Annotated in this window: 21 protein-coding genes; 12 read left to right on the forward strand and 9 right to left on the reverse strand. The window is 46.0% G+C overall.

The genetic code is table 11. From position 1 onward, the window contains the following. Positions 1–11: 11 nt before the first annotated feature. Genes flgA through flgF form a run of 3 tightly spaced genes read right to left on the reverse strand, consistent with a single transcriptional unit; the run spans position 12 to position 2596 of the window. Positions 12–980 carry a flagellar basal body P-ring formation protein FlgA gene (gene flgA, locus IPJ71_08840; protein ID MBK7843786.1) on the reverse strand — a complete coding sequence of 323 codons (969 nt, stop codon included), beginning with the start codon at positions 978–980 and terminating at the stop codon, positions 12–14. Between the two features lie 3 nt (positions 981–983). After that, positions 984–1769: a flagellar basal-body rod protein FlgG gene (gene flgG / locus IPJ71_08845; GenBank protein MBK7843787.1), complete on the reverse strand. Its 786-nt coding sequence runs from the start codon at positions 1767–1769 to the stop codon at positions 984–986. Positions 1770–1786: 17 nt separating this feature from the next. Then, positions 1787–2596 carry a flagellar basal-body rod protein FlgF gene (flgF, locus tag IPJ71_08850; GenBank protein ID MBK7843788.1) on the reverse strand — a complete coding sequence of 270 codons (810 nt, stop codon included), beginning with the start codon at positions 2594–2596 and terminating at the stop codon, positions 1787–1789. 321 nt (positions 2597–2917) lie between these two features. Between flgF and IPJ71_08855 the strand changes: the two genes are divergently transcribed. The 4 genes from IPJ71_08855 (at position 2918) to IPJ71_08870 (ending at position 7055) form a co-directional block, all read left to right on the forward strand. Continuing rightward, entirely contained in the window at positions 2918–3847 is a 930-nt protein-coding gene (locus IPJ71_08855) for a lytic transglycosylase domain-containing protein (protein MBK7843789.1), read from the forward strand. Between the two features lie 67 nt (positions 3848–3914). Further along, on the forward strand, positions 3915–5105 hold the full coding sequence (locus IPJ71_08860) for an aspartate kinase (GenBank protein MBK7843790.1): 1191 nt from the start codon (positions 3915–3917) through the stop codon (positions 5103–5105). A gap of 95 nt (positions 5106–5200) precedes the next feature. Beyond that, positions 5201–6280 carry a hypothetical protein gene (locus IPJ71_08865; protein ID MBK7843791.1) on the forward strand — a complete coding sequence of 360 codons (1080 nt, stop codon included), beginning with the start codon at positions 5201–5203 and terminating at the stop codon, positions 6278–6280. A gap of 19 nt (positions 6281–6299) precedes the next feature. Beyond that, entirely contained in the window at positions 6300–7055 is a 756-nt protein-coding gene (locus tag IPJ71_08870) for a hypothetical protein (protein ID MBK7843792.1), read from the forward strand. A gap of 9 nt (positions 7056–7064) precedes the next feature. Here IPJ71_08870 and recA read toward each other — a convergent pair whose 3' ends face one another. From recA to IPJ71_08885, 3 genes are read right to left on the reverse strand one after another with little or no spacing between them, the layout of a single operon-like run. Continuing rightward, a complete protein-coding gene (gene recA / locus IPJ71_08875) occupies positions 7065–8183 on the reverse strand; it encodes a recombinase RecA (protein MBK7843793.1) in 1119 nt (372 codons plus the stop codon). 33 nt (positions 8184–8216) lie between these two features. Beyond that, the gene (locus tag IPJ71_08880) at positions 8217–8741 is read right to left on the reverse strand and encodes a CinA family protein (protein MBK7843794.1); all 525 of its coding nucleotides are present in this window, start codon (positions 8739–8741) and stop codon (positions 8217–8219) included. Next, positions 8738–9241, reverse strand: coding sequence for a phosphatidylglycerophosphatase A (locus IPJ71_08885; GenBank protein ID MBK7843795.1), 504 nt, complete (start codon positions 9239–9241; stop codon positions 8738–8740). Before IPJ71_08885 ends, IPJ71_08880 begins: the two co-directional genes overlap by 4 nt. A gap of 208 nt (positions 9242–9449) precedes the next feature. Here IPJ71_08885 and IPJ71_08890 point away from each other — a divergent pair, with 208 nt between their 5' ends. Genes IPJ71_08890 through alaS form a run of 3 tightly spaced genes read left to right on the forward strand, consistent with a single transcriptional unit; the run spans position 9450 to position 13846 of the window. Next, on the forward strand, positions 9450–10685 hold the full coding sequence (locus IPJ71_08890; protein MBK7843796.1) for a type IV pilus twitching motility protein PilT: 1236 nt from the start codon (positions 9450–9452) through the stop codon (positions 10683–10685). Continuing rightward, entirely contained in the window at positions 10663–11121 is a 459-nt protein-coding gene (locus IPJ71_08895) for a regulatory protein RecX (GenBank protein MBK7843797.1), read from the forward strand. The genes IPJ71_08890 and IPJ71_08895 overlap by 23 nt, the downstream gene beginning before the upstream one ends. Next, positions 11108–13846, forward strand: a complete 2739-nt coding sequence (gene alaS, locus IPJ71_08900) for an alanine--tRNA ligase (protein MBK7843798.1) — start codon at positions 11108–11110, stop codon at positions 13844–13846. Before IPJ71_08895 ends, alaS begins: the two co-directional genes overlap by 14 nt. An 83-nt stretch (positions 13847–13929) precedes the next feature. Here the strand turns inward: alaS and IPJ71_08905 are convergent, their stop codons facing one another. Continuing rightward, on the reverse strand, positions 13930–15957 hold the full coding sequence (locus IPJ71_08905; GenBank protein ID MBK7843799.1) for a M12 family metallopeptidase: 2028 nt from the start codon (positions 15955–15957) through the stop codon (positions 13930–13932). A gap of 140 nt (positions 15958–16097) precedes the next feature. Here IPJ71_08905 and IPJ71_08910 point away from each other — a divergent pair, with 140 nt between their 5' ends. Together IPJ71_08910 and IPJ71_08915 are read left to right on the forward strand one after the other, a co-directional pair. Then, positions 16098–16451 carry a hypothetical protein gene (locus IPJ71_08910; protein MBK7843800.1) on the forward strand — a complete coding sequence of 118 codons (354 nt, stop codon included), beginning with the start codon at positions 16098–16100 and terminating at the stop codon, positions 16449–16451. A gap of 10 nt (positions 16452–16461) precedes the next feature. After that, a complete protein-coding gene (locus IPJ71_08915) occupies positions 16462–17151 on the forward strand; it encodes a hypothetical protein (GenBank protein ID MBK7843801.1) in 690 nt (229 codons plus the stop codon). 37 nt (positions 17152–17188) lie between these two features. Here the strand turns inward: IPJ71_08915 and speB are convergent, their stop codons facing one another. Together speB and IPJ71_08925 are read right to left on the reverse strand one after the other, a co-directional pair. Further along, on the reverse strand, positions 17189–18124 hold the full coding sequence (gene speB, locus IPJ71_08920; GenBank protein MBK7843802.1) for an agmatinase: 936 nt from the start codon (positions 18122–18124) through the stop codon (positions 17189–17191). Between the two features lie 2 nt (positions 18125–18126). Continuing rightward, positions 18127–18645: a hypothetical protein gene (locus IPJ71_08925; protein ID MBK7843803.1), complete on the reverse strand. Its 519-nt coding sequence runs from the start codon at positions 18643–18645 to the stop codon at positions 18127–18129. Between the two features lie 231 nt (positions 18646–18876). Between IPJ71_08925 and IPJ71_08930 the strand changes: the two genes are divergently transcribed. From IPJ71_08930 to IPJ71_08940, 3 genes are all read left to right on the forward strand, one after another. Then, positions 18877–19752: an A/G-specific adenine glycosylase gene (locus tag IPJ71_08930; GenBank protein MBK7843804.1), complete on the forward strand. Its 876-nt coding sequence runs from the start codon at positions 18877–18879 to the stop codon at positions 19750–19752. A gap of 101 nt (positions 19753–19853) precedes the next feature. After that, positions 19854–20363: a PD40 domain-containing protein gene (locus tag IPJ71_08935; protein ID MBK7843805.1), complete on the forward strand. Its 510-nt coding sequence runs from the start codon at positions 19854–19856 to the stop codon at positions 20361–20363. Continuing rightward, the gene (locus IPJ71_08940; protein MBK7843806.1) at positions 20264–20914 is read left to right on the forward strand and encodes a PD40 domain-containing protein; all 651 of its coding nucleotides are present in this window, start codon (positions 20264–20266) and stop codon (positions 20912–20914) included. The genes IPJ71_08935 and IPJ71_08940 overlap by 100 nt, the downstream gene beginning before the upstream one ends. Positions 20915–20924 lie beyond the last annotated feature (10 nt).

Below are 20924 nucleotides of genomic sequence, written 5' to 3' on the forward strand. Positions count from 1 at the left end.
CTGGAGAGATCTCATTTTAGGAGGACCTCGCCCTTCGCCTTTGCTATCCCAGACATTGGCTGTTTATTTGCGCCCATCCGCAAAAGAATAACATCACCAATAAAGCCCTCATTTTCAGCGCGGGCCATCGTTGTGACTTCCATTTTTCCCTCTTGGGCCGTCACCTTGACCCAGTCCCCTCGAGCCACGGCCTTATCTCTGAGTAAGTCATGTTCAAAAAGAACTTGCCCTATGGACTTTGTCAGGCGAACTTTTCGCCCCAGAACACTCTCTTCGCTCAAAACAAAATCTCGCGCGAAGGTGACATCACGATACTCAGTTTTAATGTGGTCTGCCGTGATCGTCTCTCCGAAGGACAATCCTCTTGTAACAATTTGCACCTGTTTGAATAGACGTGCGACTCCGTTAACCCAATATCGAACTCTTTCGGGCACAATTCCGCTCTTGTTTTCAAATTGGATCGCTGCGCTGAATGAACCCTTAGGCAAGTCAGGAACTCCGACAAATTGCCATCCAGCAGCCAAATTTACCAAATCAGACAATCGGGGCAGATTCAATTCATGGATTTCAATTCGACAATTTGGACATTGACTCTTCCATTGATTGAGAAGGGCCTCACGAACCTCAAAATCAGTGAGCGTCCGTCCAGGATTGAGAACTTCAATTTCAGAGGGAATAACGAAATTGTATTTCTCGGACAAATGAGGGTTCTGTCTGTGCACCTGCCGAATAAGAGAGGAAATAAGAAGGTTAGAAAGCTGACGGGTCTCTTTTTCTTTGGGAGAATTGCCAATGGCATATTTCTTAAAAACTGAGGCAAGGCTTCGACCTCCATCGTCATTTGGCAACAGATGGGCTAGGGTAAGCTGAGAATCGTCTCGGCGAACAATCTTTGATCTGATGCGAATCGATTCTTTGGCTTCGGCCGAAATTCTCACGAGAGCCATTGTAAATAATAAGAGCCAAATCACGTAACCCAAACATCACCTCAGGTTATTCATATATTGAAGCATTTGATCCGAGGCTTGAACGACCTTCGAACTTGTTTCGTAAGCTCTTTGAGCAGTTATCATATTGACCATTTCATCAACTATATTCACGTTACTGGTCTCAACCTGTCCCTGCGCTAAAACGCCTAGACCGTTTTGTCCAGGAGAGCCTTGCTGAGGTAAACCACTTGCATTACTCGGGAAGAAGAGATTGCGCCCAATGCTCTTGAGGCCCGCAGGATTGACAAAATTGACCAACTGAATCTGACCAATATTCTGGGGTACTGTGTTGGTTCCCAGTATAATCTGCACAGTTCCATCCGGATTGATTTCAACACCAGAAGCATCAGGAGGAATCGTAATTTCTGGCTGCAGGGCATTTCCGTTCTGATCCATCAAACGGCCATCAGGACCCTTTTTGAAAGCACCATTGCGAGTGTATCCAATTTGTCCATCCGGCATCTGGAGGGGAAAAAATCCCGAACCTTGGATTTCTACGTCAAAGGGAGCTCGCGTCACTTTTGTGGATCCCTGTTCAAAGTCTTTCTGAATGGCTGCCGTTTTCACTCCCAAACCTACTTGAACTCCCGTTGGCGTGACTGAATTGGCCCCCGTCTGAGCCCCTGGCTCTCGAATGGTTTGGTACATTAAATCTTCAAATTCAGCGCGCGCCTTTTTAAATCCCGTCGTCGAAACGTTTGCCAGATTATTCGCGATAGTATCCATATTCGTTTGCTGAGCTTGCATTCCGGTCGCCGCGGTATTCAGAGCCTTTAGCATACAATCAACCTACCGAGTTAAGAAGTACGAGGAATTTCATTCACTAACTTTGAATCCATTTGATCAAAAGCCTTGATGGCCTGCTGAGTACTTTCAAATGCCCGTGACGTCGCAACCATATCTGTCATTTCTTCCACGATGTTCACATTGCTGCTCTCAACAAAGCCCTGATGTATTTTTGGACTTAAGGTTCTCTGGAGTTGTTGGTTAAAGTTTGGCTTAAGCCCGTAAAAGGAACTCCCTGTCTTGACCAGTCCATCTCGATTTGCAACGTCCACGAGCGAGAGTTCTCCTACCAGCTGCCCATTCGCGAATACCTGGCCCTCGTAAGAAACGGTGATGTTTCTCCGTCCTTCGACATTGATGGCACGCTGAGACGGATCTTGAGTCCCCGCCGCAAGTACGGGAAACCCCTCCTTTGTGACCATGCGTCCCTCGCCGTCAACAGTGAAAGATCCATTGCGGGTCAATTTCACCCCTTCTGGAGTGAGAACTTCAAAAAATCCCTGTCCCTCAAGTGCCAAATCAAGAATGTTTCCCGTTTGTTTCAAAGATCCCTGAGCAAAATCAGTATAAGATCCCGCAGCGTTCACATAACCGCGATCACCGCCTTGCATGTCATAAAAGCTTTGAATGGAAGCGGGAATCTTTGGAACCTGAATCACTTCCGGAAGCTTTTCATAAGCACTCAGATATTCATTAAATACCTGGCGATCCTTTTTGAAAGAAGTTGTGTTGGAGTTAGCAATATTATTAGCGAGAGTGTCCAATCGAGATGATTGGGCCATTGCTCCGCTCAATGCCGTGTAAATACCCTTACTACTCATATCGCTGCGCCCCCTCCCTCAACCTTGAGCAAGTCTCATGCCACGGTGTGCCCTCTGTGACCTAAGCCCAGAGAATCTTTAATTGAACTGGCTCCATTTTTCTTCGTTCTCGATTGAGTTATGAAATGATTGGGTTGATAGTTAACAGCAGGTGTCGGATTTGTGTTTTTAAATTGTCATTCTTTTGACGGTGAGGGCGATTGTCTGACACACAACTTCGGTCTGGATCAGAAGTTGTGTGTTTTCAACGCACCCGATACAATGGAGGAAGAAATAACCACTTCTAAATTGAATAGGATCTTTTCTCTGAAGTATATAATCTTGTCTTTTATTGCGATTGGAATGAAATCGGCGTCTTTCGTCCATGCTATGCCATCGAAGAGTCAAACAGCGATTTCTCCGTTAAAACTACTCGAGCCTGGCGTTTCTAAAACGATCAGTCCAAAAATCGACATACCCAAATATGATATCCCGATTACCTACAACAGCAAAGTTCGCTATTGGGTCAATTACTTTCAAGGCGAGGGGCGCAATTGGTTTAAGCTGCGAATGGAGAGATCGTATCGGTATCTCCCCTTGATGCAGGCACATATGGCTGATCGAGGCATTCCCGAAGATCTTGCGTTTGTTTGCATGATCGAAAGTGGATTTTCACCACATGCAACGAGTGAAGCCGATGCCGTGGGCTACTGGCAATTTATCAAACCGACCGCCAGTCGATATGGTCTCAGGATCAACTGGTGGATTGATGAACGCCGTGATTTCACAAAGAGCTCGCGTGCAGCTGCTGCTTATCTGAGTGATCTCTATAAAATGTTTAACTCTTGGTATCTGACAGCAGCAGCTTACAACATGGGAGAAGGAAGGCTGAAGCGACTTATTGCTCAATACAGGACCGACAATTTTTGGGTCCTTTCGAAGAAGCGAAATTTCCCCGATGAAACTCGGGATTACATACCCAAGTTAATTGCAGCTATGTTGATAGCTAAAAATCCACAGCTCTATGGTTTTCGTGAGATTCAGCCCATGTCTCCGTATTCCTATGAGTACTTCTCCGTGCCGGGGGGGACCGATCTGTTCCAGCTGGCAAAGTTTATTGGAGTAAAGAAGGAAGACCTGAGAATAATTAATCCGGAACTCGTTCATGGTTTTATTCCAAGTTTTGTTAGCAATCACCGAATCCGCATACCTAAAGGAACTACCACCCACGTATCTGAATATGTGCGAGGGCAACTTCAAAAAAATCTCTAATCCTTCTCTTTGCTAAGCCTATGAGTAGTGATAAATTCAGCAATCTTCATCGAAACTTGGACTATTCATGAGCCTCATTGTACAAAAATATGGCGGAAGCAGTTTAAAAACACCCGAGGCCATTCGGAATGTAGCCAAGCGAATCGCTCAGTTACGCCAGTCAGGAAAGAAAGTTATTGTGGTAGTGAGTGCTATGGGATCAGCCACTGATGACTTATTGGATTTCGCATATCTCGTCAGCTCCAGACCCAACCGCCGCGAGCTCGACATGCTGCTCACCACAGGAGAGAGGGTGAGCATGGCACTGATGAGCATGGCCCTTCATGATCTCGGATGTAGTTCCATCAGCCTGACGGGCAGTCAGGCCGGCGTGTTCACTGATTCTTCTCACAGCAATGCTCGAATATGCGACGTCAAACCCATTCGAGTCGCCGAAAATCTGGCTCAAGGCAAAGTGGTCGTCTTGGCTGGTTTTCAGGGAGTAAACCCAATAAACAAAGAAATCACAACACTTGGTCGCGGCGGTTCAGACACAACAGCCGTAGCAATGGCAGCTCATTTTCAGGCCCAAAGATGTGAGATGCTAAAGGATGTCGAAGGAATATATTCGGCAGATCCAAAAATTATTAGTGGAGCGATTCGCTATTCTAAATTTCCAATTTTAGCTCTCGAAGAATCTTGTTTTTGGGGATCTAAGATCCTTCACTACCGAAGCGTTGAACTGGCCCGCATCTTGAACGTGCCTCTTTACGTAGGAAGTTCTGTTAACCCTGACAAAGGAACTATTGTCCTCAACAAAGACAAGGACTCTGCGATGTACGAAGAATCCAAACCCCTCGCCGTTAATGTTCTCAATGAAGTTCACCATTTGGCTGTCAACTGCGGTCATCCCGACGAAGGACTTGCTTATCTCGAGAAAATTCTCACAGACAATCAGTTGGCTTGGCCGCAGATTTTGGCCAGCGTCTATGAGCACGGCGAGTGGCGGGCAATGATTGCATCAAGCGAAGAACAAATAAAGGCCTTGAAAAGCGCCCTCCAGGGCACAGAGATTCGATGTATAAAGGAAACTCTCTGCGGAGTCACGCTGACCTGCCAAGGAAGTTATTCGTCTGACTTGCCAAAAAAGATCATGGCCTGCCTCAAAAAAGCCGAGATTTTTCCGCATAAGTCACTTCACACGGGAAATAGTATTTCGGTTTTTGTCTCTCCTGAATTTCGTGACAGCACAGTTCAGGCCCTTCACCAACTCATTTAGAATGCTCAGTTACTTAGGGCCAGGTTTTGTCAAAAATCATATCTCGGAATATTCAAACGAAGTACGATAAGAAAGTGCAATATATTTTCATTCAAATGAGAACTGTTTTACGAATTCTCTCGAAGACCGCTAGAATTCTGTTTTTTGTTGGATCAATAGCCTTTAGTCCAGTGGGACGAGCTCAATTCAATGATCAAGAAAATTCTGAGGAAACAGTTCGGCAGCCTCCCACTCCGAGTGAAACGACGAGCACTGAAACTCAGCAATGTGAGAATTGCGACAAACCGGGCCTTCCTCCGATAAACTTATATGCTCAACCGCTCCCAGAAATAAAGCCGATCATTAACAGCCCCCAACTTGATCAGCGTTGTTTTTCTCAGGATGGCAACTCTCTCCGCCAACAAAGCGGATTTAACGCAATTTTGGCCCGCGCGAGGGGACGTGGACATGGCAAGCCCTGCATCAGAGAAATGAAAAGCATTGCCTGCAACGAGTCCCCTTGGAAAGATCTCGACCTAAATCAGCGGTTCAATCGGTTGATTTCGCTGGGGAAAGTCCACGCCGAAAAATATGGACTCGATGTCAGGGCCATGCCCTGTATCGCTGCAGCTGAAACTCTCACACTAGAGCCGCTGATTAAAGTTTACGGTGCTTGCTACAATGACCTCTCCACTGCCCAAGGTTTGGGGCAAATGACTCGTTCCACTTTAAAATCTTATGTTCTAAGTGGGGGAGTCGGGCTTAGACCATTCAAGAGTACAATACCCCCGTTCAACGCCCCTCCATATTCAAGTCGAACCGTAGGGTCAGCGGAGAAACTTTTTGACGCGATGGCGACCAGCGTTGATTTACAAATGGAGATCATGGCTTACACCCTGCGGGAGAAAAAGCGAAAATCCTCAGATTACAAAATGTTTTATCGCTACCATGGAGTTTCATCCGCCTATGCAACAGCAAACAACAAGTGTATGATTTGCCTCAGGGATCGCCTGACTAAAGACGGGCAGTCAGTGGGGAAAGGCGATCCTGTCGAATGTTTAAGCCATGTTGCTCGGGGGAATCGTGGATTCTACGGCAGGGCCAATAAGCAAATTTTCCGGGCATCTAAAATGGATAGAGAAACCTGCAACAAAATGAGATCAAAGGGCTACAAGCCAATGTGTGGGGCAAGATAAATCAGAGATGGAGTTTTTTATGGAAATTCAACTAAAACGGTCCTTTGAGTCATCACTATCTGTTTTTATTTCCATCTCTTGTTTTGTTTTTTTAAGCTGTTCCTCCCCTTCTGCTGAAAAAGATCATCCTCAGCCTGGTGAACCTCACTTTAAAGAAGCCGGGGCAGACAACAATTCAAAATCAGATTTTTCTGGAGCGCAGCCCTCTTCTCTCCAAGCATCGGAGGAAGTTCAGCGCTCACCGAGTGCGGTAGAGAGCGCAACCGACATTGAGAAAATCGGTGAAATTCAATTTAATGGGGGACATTGGATCGCCGAATCTCGCTACTTTTCCGAGCGAGGTGAGAGTACGATAACGGTCAAGAACCTCGAAAATCAGAAGGAAATGAGCATTCTTGATTACGTTCAAAAGGAAGACCGACTTGTAGATGGCAAGGGAGAACTCGTCTTGATCTCCGATACTCGCTTTACAAGTCCCATCCTTATCACTCTCTGGATCAGGGGAATTGGTCTGGGGGTTCTACGTATTTTTGATCCAGGCGCATCCTCCCAACCTATCTTTGAATGCGCATCAGGAGCCGAAATAATAGTTTATGAAAATAAAAAAGATCACATCTTTTTTTCATTTCAAGACCCAGATGCAAAGATCATTGCTTTTTCTGAAGAAGAACCACCAACGATCTCCTTTGATTGGCCACTCAAGAAGGGGAGTAAATCTCCTAAAGGATGCAAGTCAATTCCACCTATTAAAAATAATATAGGATCAGAAAAATAGGTTCTAAAATTAATCCTCCTGAGACTTCCTTTTACGTGGCTTCGATTTCTCTTCATCAGTCTCACGATTAACATCAATAGTTTTCTCTCCGACAGGGGACTGGCTGGATGAATTTGTTCGGGTGATTCCATAGGCTTCAAGCAACTGATGGCGAAGATCTTTCATGAGGGGCTGATTCTCTTTCAAATAAACCTTGGCTGCATCACGTCCCTGACCCAAGCGATCGCCTTTATAACTGTACCAGGCACCAGCTTTATCAATTAGTTCCTTCTTCACAGCCAAATCCAAAAGATCTCCCTCTTCAGATATCCCCTCACCATACATCAAATCAAACTCAACCTTAGCAAAGGGTGGGGCCATTTTATTCTTAACAACTTTGACGGCCGTGCGGTTACCGATCACATCCTCACCGTTCTTAATCGAACCAATACGACGAACATCAAGACGAACAGAAGCATAAAACTTCAGAGCATTCCCACCAGTTGTTGTCTCCGGATTACCAAACATAACTCCTATCTTCATGCGAATTTGATTAATGAAAATCACCAGAGTCTGACTGCGACTGATCGCCCCCGTCAACTTACGCAGAGCCTGAGACATGAGACGTGCCTGTAGACCCATGTGACTGTCGCCCATTTCGCCCTCAATTTCAGCACGAGGCGTCAAAGCCGCTACCGAGTCTATCACGAGAACATCAACAGCCCCTGAACGCACCAATGTTTCGACAATTTCAAGAGCCTGTTCGCCCGTATCGGGTTGAGAAATCAGCATATCCTCAACCTTCACTCCCAATTTTCGAGCATAGGAAACATCCAGAGCATGCTCAGCATCAACAAAGGCCACTGTTCCCCCAGCCTTCTGGGCCTGAGCGATGGTTGAAAGGGCTAAAGTTGTTTTGCCAGAAGATTCTGGTCCATAAATTTCAATGATGCGTCCTCGGGGTAACCCGCCAATACCTAAAGCAATATCAAGACTCAAAGAGCCCGTGCTAAATACAGGAACGTCAGCATATAGACTGCGATCACCACCAAGTTTCATGATGGAGCCCTTGCCAAATTGTTTTTCAATCGAACTGATCGCCAGCTCAAGAGCCTTAGATTTGTCACTACCTGTTTGCAAACTAGACATGGGGAGAACTCCTATCTCATATTTTTGTTGGGGCTAATTATTCAAACTCGTCAGCAAGAGTTCCAATCCGTAAGAAGCCGATTGAAACTGAATTTCCGTTCTATCTTTTCCGTCAAAATGTCTTTGCTCCACCCTTTCAATCCCCGGACCACACAAGGCGAAGCAAACAAATCCCAGCGGCTTTTCTTTCGTGCCGCCTGTCGGACCAGCCACACCTGTAATACTCAAAGCCCAATCTACTTCCAACACCTTTCGAGCCCCTTTTGCCATGCACAACGCAACAGGAAGATTCACCTCACCTAAACACTGAAGAATATGACGCGGAACGCCCAACACTTTCTCCTTAATTCTGCCCGAATAGCTAATAATGGATCCCCTAAAAAAAGAAGACACGCCAGCTTGAGAGGTGACCCAAGACGAAAGTAGGCCCCCCGTACAGCTCTCAGCGAAGCCCAGAGTTCTTCCCTGGCTTTCAAACCAAGATTTCAGTTCTCTTACCTGAATTTCAATTTCTAAAAAATCAGACGCAAAGCGCCAGTTGTTCTCTTTTTTATTCATAAGACTAACTGCACACCCAACCAACTTGTTTTGACGTAGATAATCTGAAGGACAACATTGGCCATTATTCCTGCTAGTAAATCATCTGCCACCACTCCTAAACCACCTTTTACTCTCTGATCCAAGACCGAAATCGGAAATGGCTTAATGGCATCAAGTGCACGAAACAGAACAAACCCAATCACAAAACTTTGCCACGTCAAGGGCAACCAGGTCATCGCCACGGCAAACCCCACCACTTCATCGATGACAATTTCCTGAGGATCAGAAGTTCCGAATAAATTCTCATACACCTGAGCAACGATGACAGCGATCAGGGCCAAAATACCAACGCTGGCCATATAAAAATATTCACCACCCAAAGCCAAGAGCGGAACTAAGGGCACAGCTGCTAAGGTTCCCACTGTTCCCGGAGCCACTGGTGCTCTTCCCAAACCTCCAACCGTGGCAACCCAGACGACCCAATGCTTCGAATTTGGAACTGATTCTTGGTCCTGCATAAGTGGCACATCATTGAAGCGATTTAATGTCGTGTCAAACAAGAAAGTTCGGTCCTTTTTACAGACGAAGGTGGGAAGACTTACATATTTGGCAGCACCAGACTTCGATTTCCATCAGCTTCACTCTATACTCAAAGAAAAGGCCATTTGAACGTGCAATTGCCGAAATTCTCAAATAATTGAAGGGTAAGGATACATCATGGCGAACATTGGACTCGATGAAATTTTACGAATGGCAATGAAAAAAGGAGCCAGCGACGTCCATCTGAAGGCCGGACTGATGCCGGTTATTCGTCGCCATGGGATTCTCCGCCCACTTGCGGGCGATCTAGGCCAGCTCAGCGGAGAAGAAATTGACGCTATGGCAAACAAGATCATGGATGCCAGAACCCAAGAAACCTTCGAAAAAATGCACGAAGTCGACTTCGGTTACGGGATTTCAGGTCTTGGACGTTTTCGTATAAACGCCTTCAAGCAGCGTGGGACCACTCGAATGGTGATCCGAAATATTCCTCACAACATCCCTTCATTTCAGGAATTAAATCTTCCTCCGGTCGTCGAAGAGATTGCCAGCTATGAAAGAGGACTCGTTCTCGTAACGGGTGTGACGGGATCTGGTAAATCATCGACCTTGGCGGCCATGATAGACCACATCAATCGGACAAAAAACAAACATATTCTGACAATCGAAGACCCGATCGAATTCCTCATCCGAGATCGAAAGTCCATCATTACCCAACGCGAATTGGGTATTGACGCTATTGGATATTCTAATGCACTCAGAGCAGCACTCCGTCAGGATCCTGACGTGATTCTTATTGGCGAAATGCGCGACAAGGAGTCCATCGAAATCGCTCTGTTAGCTGCGGAAACAGGTCATCTTGTGCTGTCTAGTCTTCATACCTTGGATGGAAGAGAGACCGTGAACCGCATTATCGGAGCTTTTGAAGCCAATCATCAACACCAAGTGAGGCTTCAGCTCGCAGGAGTCCTCAAGGCCGTCATCAGCCAACGCCTGGCGCGTAAAAAAGATAAATCTGGTTTTGTTCCGGCTGTCGAGATCATGATCAACAACGCTCGCGTTCGAGAAATGATTGAAGATCGAGATAAAACCAAAAACATCATCGTCGCCATCGAGGAAGGAATGGTTCCCTGGGGAATGCAATCCTATGATCAAAGCCTCTTGAGGTTATTGGGATCTGACATTATAACGTTTGAGGAGGCTCTTGCGTTGTCATCAAACCCAGAGGATTTTCGCATGCGCTGCAGTGGTGTCGACGCCTTGGACGGAAAGAAGTGGACATCAGGCGCCGTCGATCAAAAAGTCACAGATGACTGGCATGGACTTTCTGAAGTGGAGATAGAAACCCCACCGGAATTTAAAAAACGGCAGAAACAAAAAAGGAAAGGTGATTCCGAAAGTGACGACGAGGACAAGGAATAAAAAAATTGACTCTTCGGACAACCTTGCCCTTGCGGTGGCCAAACTCGCTCAGCTCTTGAGCCAACGTGATCACAGCGAAAAAGAACTCAAACAAAAGCTAGCTGTTCATTTTCAAATTGAAACTATTGAGAAGGCCATCGAACGTGCAAAAAGCAATCGTTGGCTTGCGAAAGAAAATGAACTTGCTGAGAAAGTGGCCCAAAACCTTGGCCGTAAGAAGAAAGGTCAACTGTACATCCAGAATTACCTGCGACGAAAAGGACTTCCTCAGGTAGTCTTCGATAAGGATCAGGAAGTGACCAACGCCCGGAATCTTCTTGTGCGCAAGTTTGGCAGCGAAATAGATTTTGAAACAAAACAACGTGCCTATCGCTTCTTGGCCCATCGAGGCTTTGAAGATTACATTATTAGGGAAGTGCTCTATGAAAAGTCGTGATGTCCGCTCTACCTTTATCAATTATTTTAAGAAGCAGCACCACCAACCAGTCAACTCGTCGCGTTTGATTCCAGAAAATGATCCCACGCTTCTGTTCACTAATGCCGGGATGAACCAATTCAAGAATGTTTTTCTAGGTCTTGAATCCCGCGAATATAAGCGCGCTGTCTCCTCACAAAAATGTGTTCGCGCTGGAGGAAAGCACAATGACTTAGAAAATGTCGGCCAAACCGCTCGTCACCACACTTTTTTTGAAATGTTAGGTAATTTCTCTTTCGGAGACTATTTCAAAAAGGAAGCGATCCATTACGCGTGGGATTTGGTCACTCAAGAATTTGGTCTCCCCAAGGATAGGCTCTATATTTCTGTCTTTGAAAAGGACGAAGAGGCCGCCCAGATTTGGCATCAACAAGAGGGAGTGCCAAAAGATCGAATTTATCGATTTTCTGAAAAGGACAATTTCTGGAGAATGGGCAATAGCGGGCCTTGTGGCCCCTGTTCTGAAATCTTCTATGACTTGGGTCCTGAAGTTGGTGGAGATCCTCTTCAAAATGTGATGGGAGGAGACGGCGACAGATTCGTAGAATTTTGGAATCTCGTATTCATGCAATTCAACGAAAGCGAAAATGGCGTTCAGACACCTTTACCCAACCCCTCAATTGATACGGGAGCCGGCCTCGAAAGGCTGGCAATGATTCTCCAAGGTGAAATCAGCAACTACCATACTGACGCCTTTCAGGATCTCATCGCTGTGGCCATGAAAATTTCAGGGCACGAATATTTAAAATCGATGAAAAACATCAGAGACAAAGACAAACCTGGCTTAGAAGCGATCAATGTCGCCTTTCGGGTCGTTGCTGACCACGCTCGAGCTGCCGCATTTTTGATTGCTGACGGTGTTTTGCCATCTAACGAAGGACGAGGTTACGTTTTGAGAAGAATTCTTCGTCGAGGTATTCGATTTGCGCAAAAGTTAACTGAAAAGGATAGTCTCATGGTCCCCGTGGTCGAGCAGGTGATCAGTCAAATGGTCGACATCTACCCTGACCTTTCTGCTCAGAAAAAATTGATTTTAACAACCATGAATGACGAGGAATCCCGATTTCTCAATACTCTGTCTCAAGGGACCCACTTACTTGATCAGGCGATTCAGAATCTTATCAGCCGAGGCCAAAAGGTTATCGATGGCGATCTCGTTTTTAAACTTTATGATACCTTTGGCTTTCCTTCCGATCTCACTCGCCTTATTGCCTCTGAACGTGGCATTCAAGTTGACGAAGTAGAATTTGAGCGAAGGATGGAAGCCGCCCGGCAAACAGCCAGAGCCTCGTGGAAGGGCCATAGCTTGAGTGGAGACCAGGCCCATCGTATCAAGGAGACCCAAGCCTTGCTTCGTGACATGGGACCAACAAATTTTGTCGGCTACCAGGGGGTTACTCAGGCATCTGGGACTGTCCTTCTGGTCTCGGATGGCAAAGATTCCAAGAACCATCTCAGAGTCAATGATTTGGGAATGATCGCTTGTGATTCCACCTGTTTTTACGCTGAGAGCGGCGGTCAGGCTGGAGACGTGGGTCGGATTGTCGGGCCTGGCGGCCAGGCCGAAGTTCTCGATACAACCAAACTAAACGACATCCACCTTCATCACATTAGAGTTGTGGACGGCGTTATCAACAAAGGAGATCTTGTCCATCAAATTGTTCTGAGCGCTGAACGCCTGAGCACCGCTTCCAATCACTCAGCGACACACCTCTTGCATGCGGCTTTGAAGCGGATTTTAGGAAGTCACGTAAACCAAGCCGGGTCACATGTTCAACCAGGACGGCTCCGTTTTGATTTCACGCACAACAGACCATTGAGTGAAGCAGAGCTCCTCAATATCGAAAATCTTGTTAATGATGAAATCGGCTCTGCCAGAAATATTACGACAACAGTCATGACGGCGGACGAAGCCAAAAATTCAGGTGCCGTCGCTCTGTTTGGTGAGAAATACGGCGACAAGGTGAGAGTTGTGAAGATGGGAGACTTTTCGATGGAACTGTGCGGAGGAACCCATGTTGAAAATACAGCTATCATTCGGCTCTTCAAGATTGTTTCGGAAGGAAGTGTCAGTTCGGGTGTTCGTCGAATCGAGGCAATAACTGGAGAAATGGCCAGTCGCTTCCTCCTGAAACACACGCGTGAAAACGTAAAAGCACGTCAACTGGCAGGGTTAAGCGAAAATTGGACCCAATACCTGGAAGAGGAGATCTCAACACAACAAAAATTAGACGATTGGATCGAGAAACAAAAGTTGGAAATCAAATCTCTTCAGAGACAGATTGCCCATTTAAGGGGAAATCAAATCAACATAGACGATTTCGTGTCAGCCGCAGTTCCATTTGAATTTCACGGCAAATCAGGAAGACTTATTTTGGCAGACATCCCACTGGATGATCGAAAAATTCTCAGCGACATCGGAGATAAATTGCGTGACCAAATTCAATCAGGAGTCATTGTCATCGTGGGTCAGGGAGAGCAGAACCACCCCATCTTGGTATCGGTAACCAAAGACCTGGTAGGTCCCATCAATGCCGGTGCTATTTTAAAGGAAATTTCGCAGGAAATGGCTGGCAAAGGAGGAGGACGGGCTGACTTTGCTCAAGGTGCTGGGACTGATCGGAGTGGTCTCCCGAACGCATTTGATAAAGCCCGAAGCCTTGTGGGTCTCCGTCAAACAATATAAATATCAAAAAAAACCGAATCAGTTTTTAACTGATTCGGTTTTAAAATCTCAATTCAAATAAAAGGACTCCGGGTTAAAACCTGCTAGAAACTACCCGAAACTGTCTGCTTAAGACCGCAATTGTATTCGAAAGTAAAGAATATAGTCCCATGACGACCTCCGAAAACACTCGAATCTCCATTGAACGTCGCGGAGTGATCGCTCTCGTTGTAAGACCATCCATTATTAATGATAGAAGTATTTCCTCTCCCACCACAAGACCCAGGAATGTTTGCGCCAATTAATTCATTGTACTCAAAACATCCTTTCAAGACGCCGACCGAAGGAGGTGGCACATTATTCACTCTCAAACCAGCGTTCGAGACAGAAGTATTTGGGTATCCAATCGTGAAAGAAGCCGTAAGTTTTGTCTCTCCTGGGGCCTGGACAACCGCTGTGAAAGTACCAGGGCACCATCCCACTTGGTAGGGCCTAATCTCATACTTCCAATTGAATCTGTTATTGCCTGTTGAACCTGTCGAAACCCAGTCTTGCATGCGCGAAAGATTTGGAGTGCAGGAGCCAGACCCTGGGGTTAAACACCACATTGTCGTATCTGGAAGATTTGAGGCCGATCCGGTAACGCCCGCACTGTAACTTCCACTGAAAAAAGAAAGACCCGTGACAGTCGGAGTTCCACTACCCAGAGAAAACGGCTTTGATCCAAGCTCAGGATTTGTCTGACCCTGAAGATCGATTCCGTAGGCTCTGATCGTGTGCTGCTGATTGTTTCGATAACTGTCAGGCACTCTGAATTCAAAGCCATGATTGCCGGCAATTCCAAAGGCCGAGTTCACATCACTTCGAGGTTTGTCAGCCTTGCTGGCTCCTGCGAAAACACCGTCAATATAATAGTGGACGTCAATACTTGTGGCAGGGCTATTCGGATCATAGCTCCAACCCATCAGCACACCATTCACATTCAAGACATCGACATTTCCTCGAGGCGCTTCGTTATTGCTTCCAGATTGAACGCAAGCCGCTCTCGCTGAATCAGGTTGAAAACCCGTGTTGCATGTCTTCACTCGACAAACCCCACCCACCCACTGCTGAGTGGAGGCATTGCAAGTTTGATCCTCGATTTGCCCGGTGCCATTGGCGATACCACAGCTCGCACCCTTTGCAGCTGGATCACACTGACTGCCACTGCTACTCAATTCAGACTTGTAAAGTTCCTTCACCCCAGCGGCATCCAAACCGCTCATGGGAACAGTTCGTTCAATTTTTTGGCCATTGCGACTGCGAATTGTGTCATTGCCGTTTTTAGAGAAAAACTTTACACCGTAATGCATAACAGATGTGAAGTCATAGGCTCCGAGAATAACTCCAGGAAGAATGTCAAACTGGCTCTTGTACTCTTCAGTGATGTTATCATACAAAATCTCGACATAGGTGTCACGATCGGTTCTCGATTGCTCGTGCCATAAGCCAATGGCGTGGAGAAGTTCGTGAACGGTCGCTGCCAACCCGCAGCCTCCCGCTCCCGCTTGCACAAATACCGATTGAGCGCCTCCCTGCCGTCCAACATAGGATCCGCAAGTATTCGCCTGATCTGATTTTACAAATTCAAGGTAATCGGTCTCGTTTGTTCTTTCGACAAACCTAATTCCAGTATTGCTCGTAATAGCTTGCATGGCAGATTTAAGACCATCAGTTGCTGCTGAAACAGCAGACGTTATCACATAAGGCACAATCCCCGTCGTCCAGAGTCTTCCTCCTTCGACGGCAAAGGCAAATGACTGCGATCCGCTAAATTCAGAAAAATCAAGAACGCCGGTTGTGGCAGAAGGAAGCACAAAATTAAGGGGTTTCACGCCCAGTTTGTCTATTCTTCCCAAGATAATATCATCTTCAAAAAGAGCGTAGCCATTGAGATTTCTAAAGGGCAATTCCTTTTCATAGATATTCTGGTCTTGAAAAAATCTTGCCAAAACAGTGCCGCGAGTGCCGTTCTCCGATAGTTTCAAGGACGTTGTATCGAGTTTTCCGCAGCCGGAGATTATAGATATAAAAGCTAAGCTCACTGTCAGACTTAATCTTCTAAAAGACCTGATAAGGCTTAATTTATTCAAAAGGAATCCCTCCCTGATTTTGTCACTATACTAATGCAACTGAGTGTCCAAATTGAAAAACTTTGATTTCAGCAACTTAGCTGTTCACGGTTGACTCGATTTTAAACACCTGTCAGAAAAACTTGGACAGTTGTCTCATAATGAGTCTCAAAAAATCGACTGTTCTTGCCGACACATTAAATATGACAAATACGATCACGATAAAGTTTGTCCGACTTCTCCTGCGGCGGTTAGACTTCGAAACCAAGATCAGCGCAATGATCGCCGTTTGCCTTGTCTTATTTTGGAATTCCTCAACCAGCGCCCAACTCAAAACATCTGACCTGGGCAACCAGCCTGTTTCTGAAGTGAACGTGTCTCCAACCCAGCAGTCCGGAATACAAGAAGCGCAGATCAGCCCCGAAGAATACAAGCGCCTCATGAAAGAGCTTGAAGCAGCTAAGAAACTCATAGAAGAGCGAAATATTGCACTTGATAAATTGATGAAGGAATAAGAAATTCCCCGTGAAATTAACACGCGCTCTGCTCTTCTTTATCTTTATATTCACTGCTGAACTCGGTAGCTCATTTGAAATTCCAGATTTGAAAGTCGGCTCAGGATCACTCTTTGAACTGAAACTGTCGTCAGGAGTTGCCCAAATTGCAATAACTGTGGCCAGTCGTAGTTCGTCAGATGTTGCCCTTGAATTCTATTTCAAAGATCAGTCCTTTACTGGAGTTGAGATGTGGCAACGTTTTCACGTGCAGCCAAACGGGAAGAAACTCACTTTGTCACAAGGCTATGTTCTCATGCCCCAACTTGGGGAAGACCCATTCATTTTGACTGACGAGTACCTAAAAGGCTTTGACGGCGCTCAAATCTCGACATTCATGTTTGAATCAGCCGATGAATTGCGCCAGTCAAAAGTGGGAATAGAGAAAATAACTGTGCCTGCCGGAACTGTCGAGGCCACTCACTATCGAATCATCGATCGCGATCAAACAGTTGATTTCTGGACCCATGAAAGTGCAAAGCCAATTGGCATCGTAAAAATGATATCAAAGGGAAAGTCGCTCAAACACAACTATTCAATAGAGCTCAAAACCCTAATGACAAATTCTGCACCAAAAATAGACACCAAAAAGGCCCGCCCGCTAACCAAAGAAGCCAAAGAATTTTTGCCCAAACCCGGAACCAGCCTGATGATGGATTGATCATGAAAAATCAAATCGGTCAGTCTAAAAAACAAACTTAGTTCTGTTCAGCCATCAAACAAAGACACTCGAAGAGTACGTCCACCCCAGCCAGGCAGGTGATTTCGGAACTATCGTATTGCGGAGACACTTCAACTAAATCCGCCCCAACAAGCCGCTTTATTTTTAGCGCCCGAAGTATGCGCTGAGTTTCATAAGAAGTAAGACCACCGACAACTGGGGTCCCCGTTCCCGGAGCATAAGCAGGATCCAAACAGTCAATATCGAAACTGATATAAGTCGGAGATGAGTCAAAAACCGGAAGCCGATTCAAAAAAGTGTCTAGAGACTCTTTCCTGATATCGTCCACGGTGACAATATTCATCTTATGCTTTGTCACAAAGCTGAGATCACTTTCGTTGGCCAGCGGACCTCGAATTCCTAAATGCAAAGACCTGCTCACATCAATAAGACCCTCTTCGATAGCGTGACGAACAAAAGAGCCATGGTGGTACTCGCAATCCCAGGCAGCCGGATAGGTATCCAAGTGAGCATCGAAATGAATCAAAGCTATTTTTTCACCTGCGTTCCTTCTCACAACTCTGAGAAGAGGCAAAGTGATTGAGTGATCTCCTCCAACAGCTATAAATCGCTTTTTTCCTCCGACCAACGAACTGAAATAGTCTTCAATTTTATGATAGGTCTGCTTTTGGTCGATGGGGACTGTTGGGCAATCGCCGACATCAGCGACACGCAATCGATCAAACACATTCAAGGATCGAGACCAATTAAATCCCCTTCCCAGTGAGGACGCCTCCCGAATGCGCGATGGCGCGAATCGACTTCCTGGCCTATATGACACGCCGCCATCGTATGGAACTCCCACCATCGCCACATCAAAATCTTCGGAAGGAGAAACAACTGGCAGCCTAAAAAACGTCTTAATTCCAGAGAATCGTGGTTGTTCTCGTCCGCTCATCGGTTTAAAATCCATAGCTAAAATACTCCCCTTTGGCGACCTACCCACCACTCAATAGAACCATCTTTTGTTTTTCCGAGTCCAAACTTTTCCCTGTTATCATTTTGCATATCATGCTTTGTCAATTTTGGCCTTCGTTTTTGCACCACCTCACGAACCCTTCCGGTCCATTCGACTCCATTTAACTCATAGACAAGCCAAACCAAATCCTGAATCTCAGCTTCACCTTTGGAAGAAGTCAAAAATTCAAATTCAATTAGCCAATGCCCCCCCAGCTCACGAAGTTCAACCCTCTCCCAACGAGTTCCTGGCTCCCTGATAGGAAGATCTTGGACACTTTTCCAAACCCCATTAGAAATCGTAATGCGATCAAATGTGAGTGAGATTTTATAGGATCCCTTCGAGAGGTCACAATTGAGGCGTGACAAGGCCCGCAAGCCACATTTCGCCCCGTGTTTATCAAACTCCTTTGCCGCCAGACCCCGGGTCAATAACACGAAAGCAAGAAAAATCAAAATTCTCTCAAGAAAATGCATTCTTTCATTTTCCCACAATTAAGTTCATTTGCCAAATCGCGGAGACCTTTGAATTATTTCAAAAGCTATCGTATGACAGCTATGACACTTGCACAACAGATTGAAACATAGGGCAGTATTACATTGGATAAAAAAAATCGTAACTCACTTTGGACTTGGTATCAAAAGAACCATCGTCCTCTCCCCTGGCGGAAAACGTCTGATCCTTATCTTATTTGGCTCAGCGAGACCATGCTGCAGCAAACGACCGTTGAGGCCGTGCTACCTTACTATGAGAAATTTCTGAAATTGTTTCCCAGCATAGAACTCCTGGCCAAAGCCACACAAAATGAGGTGCTCGCTGCTTGGGCCGGCCTAGGCTACTACTCGCGCGCGCGGAACTTGCACAATGCTGCCCAGACTCTCGTCGAGCTCGGGTATTTTCCAAAAACTCATCAAGAATTGCTCAAACTTCCCGGGTTTGGACCTTATACTGCGCGGGCTGTGAGCAGCATCGCCTTTGGCGAACCTGTGGGAGTCGTAGATGGCAATGTCATTCGGGTCCTGAGCAGATTTCATGCGGCCGACCTCGAGTGGTGGAAGCCGCAAGATCGAAAGCAATACCAGACCTGGGCTGATAAGGTCGTTTTGGACCATCCCCCAGGAGACATGAACCAGGCACTCATGGACCTCGGATCTGCAATCTGCACCCCGAGCCAGACCTTTTGCCGTGTTTGTCCTCTGATTTCTGGGTGCAAGTCATTTAAGTCCGAGACTCAACTCAAGTTTCCGCGAAAAAGACCTCAGCGCTCACGCGAGATATGGTACTGGCAACCGAAAATCTGGGTTGCCAACGAGAAGGTACAAATGGTCATCAACCAAGGGCAACTCCCCTTTTTGAAAAATCAATGGATCTTTCCCGGACCAGCAAAAAAACGAAAAAGCAGACCAGTGCGTTTCTTGTTCCGACACAGCATCACCCACCACGATATCTTTGTCTTGCCTCGATTGATAAAGGGGAAAGCAAGACCTTCAGATGGAGAATGGGCCTCGATTAAAAAGCTAGCCGAATGGAATCCGTCTTCTTTGATTAAAAAGACGCTCGATGCGTCCGATAAAGATTGGTAAATGAAAACGTGAGATTCAGGGATAAAATTTTGCGCTTATATCAACAAACTGGAATTTGGTTTTTATTTTCTACTTTCTTCATTTTATTTTCCTGCCAAAACTTGCAAAAGAAAAATTCACAGCAAAGCATTCCTCAGAATTCTGGTCCTTTGCCCCCTTCGGGAGCAAACCAAAGCCAACCGCGGCCGCCTTCGAACTACCAGCCCTCGACCGCGCAGCAATTGACAACGGAAGGAGAGAATTGGAATGGATCTTTTTCACCCGATGGAAGAAAGATCATTTTTCTCAGTGAAAAGCGAATTGGTCATTCGCAGAGCCAGGTCTATGAATTAAACTTATCTCTCTCTCGTCAACGACGTGTTACTTTTCATGATGGAGATGACGCCAGCCCTCATTTTGATTCATCAGGCAGATATATTCTTTACTCCAGCACAACGGATGAAATCAAAGAAGATCCTGTGTTTATTCAAAAATCTTTGTCTGAACTGAGCTCTCCTCCCCCACCAAGACCGTGGCGTCGAATTCGGCTTCTCGCTCCCTTGTTCCTCTGTTTGATGCTCCCCTTGAAATCTATCGAAGTACAAATTTTGGAAATCAGATCGAGCGTCTGACGACTTCAAAAAACTATGATTCTGAGGGCAGCTATCACCCCTCTCACCCAAGCATATTATTCACATCTCTGCGCAGTGGTCAGGCCAGGCTCCACCTTATGAATACAGATGGAAAATCGGTGCGAACCCTTTCCAGGCTGAATTTCATTGAAACAGAAGGGCAATTTCACCCCTCAGGTCATCAGATTGTCTTTGTCAGATATGCCCCCGACATGAAGTCTTCTCAACTCATCAGCTTAGATATAAAGAAGGGAGAAGAATTCGCTTTGACAGATGGAGCTGGAGTCCATTTGTCCCCTAGGTGGCATCCTGATGGGCAAAGAATTGTATTTTCCTCCAACGGAGACGATGAAAATAATTTTGAACTGTATTCAATCAACAGGGACGGCTCTTGCCGACAGCGCTTGACCTACTCCCTTGGAGACGATTCTCTCCCCGCATTTGGTCCTGACGGCAAATCAATTGTCTTCTCAAGCACCAGGACAGGAACAAAACAGCTTTATCTCATGGATTTTCGTCCACCATCGACTTGCCCAACTTCAGGTCAGTGAGTTATCCTAC

This window comes from Bdellovibrionales bacterium (genome assembly GCA_016714165.1).
Classification (GTDB): domain Bacteria; phylum Bdellovibrionota; class Bdellovibrionia; order Bdellovibrionales; family UBA1609; genus JADJVA01.

Bases quoted from the DNA above. Each gene is read 5' to 3' on its own strand.
- flgG (MBK7843787.1), bottom strand. From the start codon at position 1,769: ATGCTAAAGGCTCTGAATACCGCGGCGACCGGAATGCAAGCTCAGCAA.
- IPJ71_08870 (MBK7843792.1), top strand. From the start codon at position 6,300: ATGGAAATTCAACTAAAACGGTCCTTTGAGTCATCACTATCTGTTTTT.
- IPJ71_08930 (MBK7843804.1), top strand. From the start codon at position 18,877: ATGCTGCAGCAAACGACCGTTGAGGCCGTGCTACCTTACTATGAGAAA.
- IPJ71_08925 (MBK7843803.1), bottom strand. From the start codon at position 18,645: ATGCATTTTCTTGAGAGAATTTTGATTTTTCTTGCTTTCGTGTTATTG.
- recA (MBK7843793.1), bottom strand. From the start codon at position 8,183: ATGTCTAGTTTGCAAACAGGTAGTGACAAATCTAAGGCTCTTGAGCTG.
- flgF (MBK7843788.1), bottom strand. From the start codon at position 2,596: ATGAGTAGTAAGGGTATTTACACGGCATTGAGCGGAGCAATGGCCCAA.
- alaS (MBK7843798.1), top strand. From the start codon at position 11,108: ATGAAAAGTCGTGATGTCCGCTCTACCTTTATCAATTATTTTAAGAAG.
- IPJ71_08885 (MBK7843795.1), bottom strand. From the start codon at position 9,241: ATGCAGGACCAAGAATCAGTTCCAAATTCGAAGCATTGGGTCGTCTGG.
- IPJ71_08880 (MBK7843794.1), bottom strand. From the start codon at position 8,741: ATGAATAAAAAAGAGAACAACTGGCGCTTTGCGTCTGATTTTTTAGAA.
- speB (MBK7843802.1), bottom strand. From the start codon at position 18,124: ATGGATTTTAAACCGATGAGCGGACGAGAACAACCACGATTCTCTGGA.
- IPJ71_08860 (MBK7843790.1), top strand. From the start codon at position 3,915: ATGAGCCTCATTGTACAAAAATATGGCGGAAGCAGTTTAAAAACACCC.
- IPJ71_08865 (MBK7843791.1), top strand. From the start codon at position 5,201: ATGAGAACTGTTTTACGAATTCTCTCGAAGACCGCTAGAATTCTGTTT.
- IPJ71_08910 (MBK7843800.1), top strand. From the start codon at position 16,098: ATGAGTCTCAAAAAATCGACTGTTCTTGCCGACACATTAAATATGACA.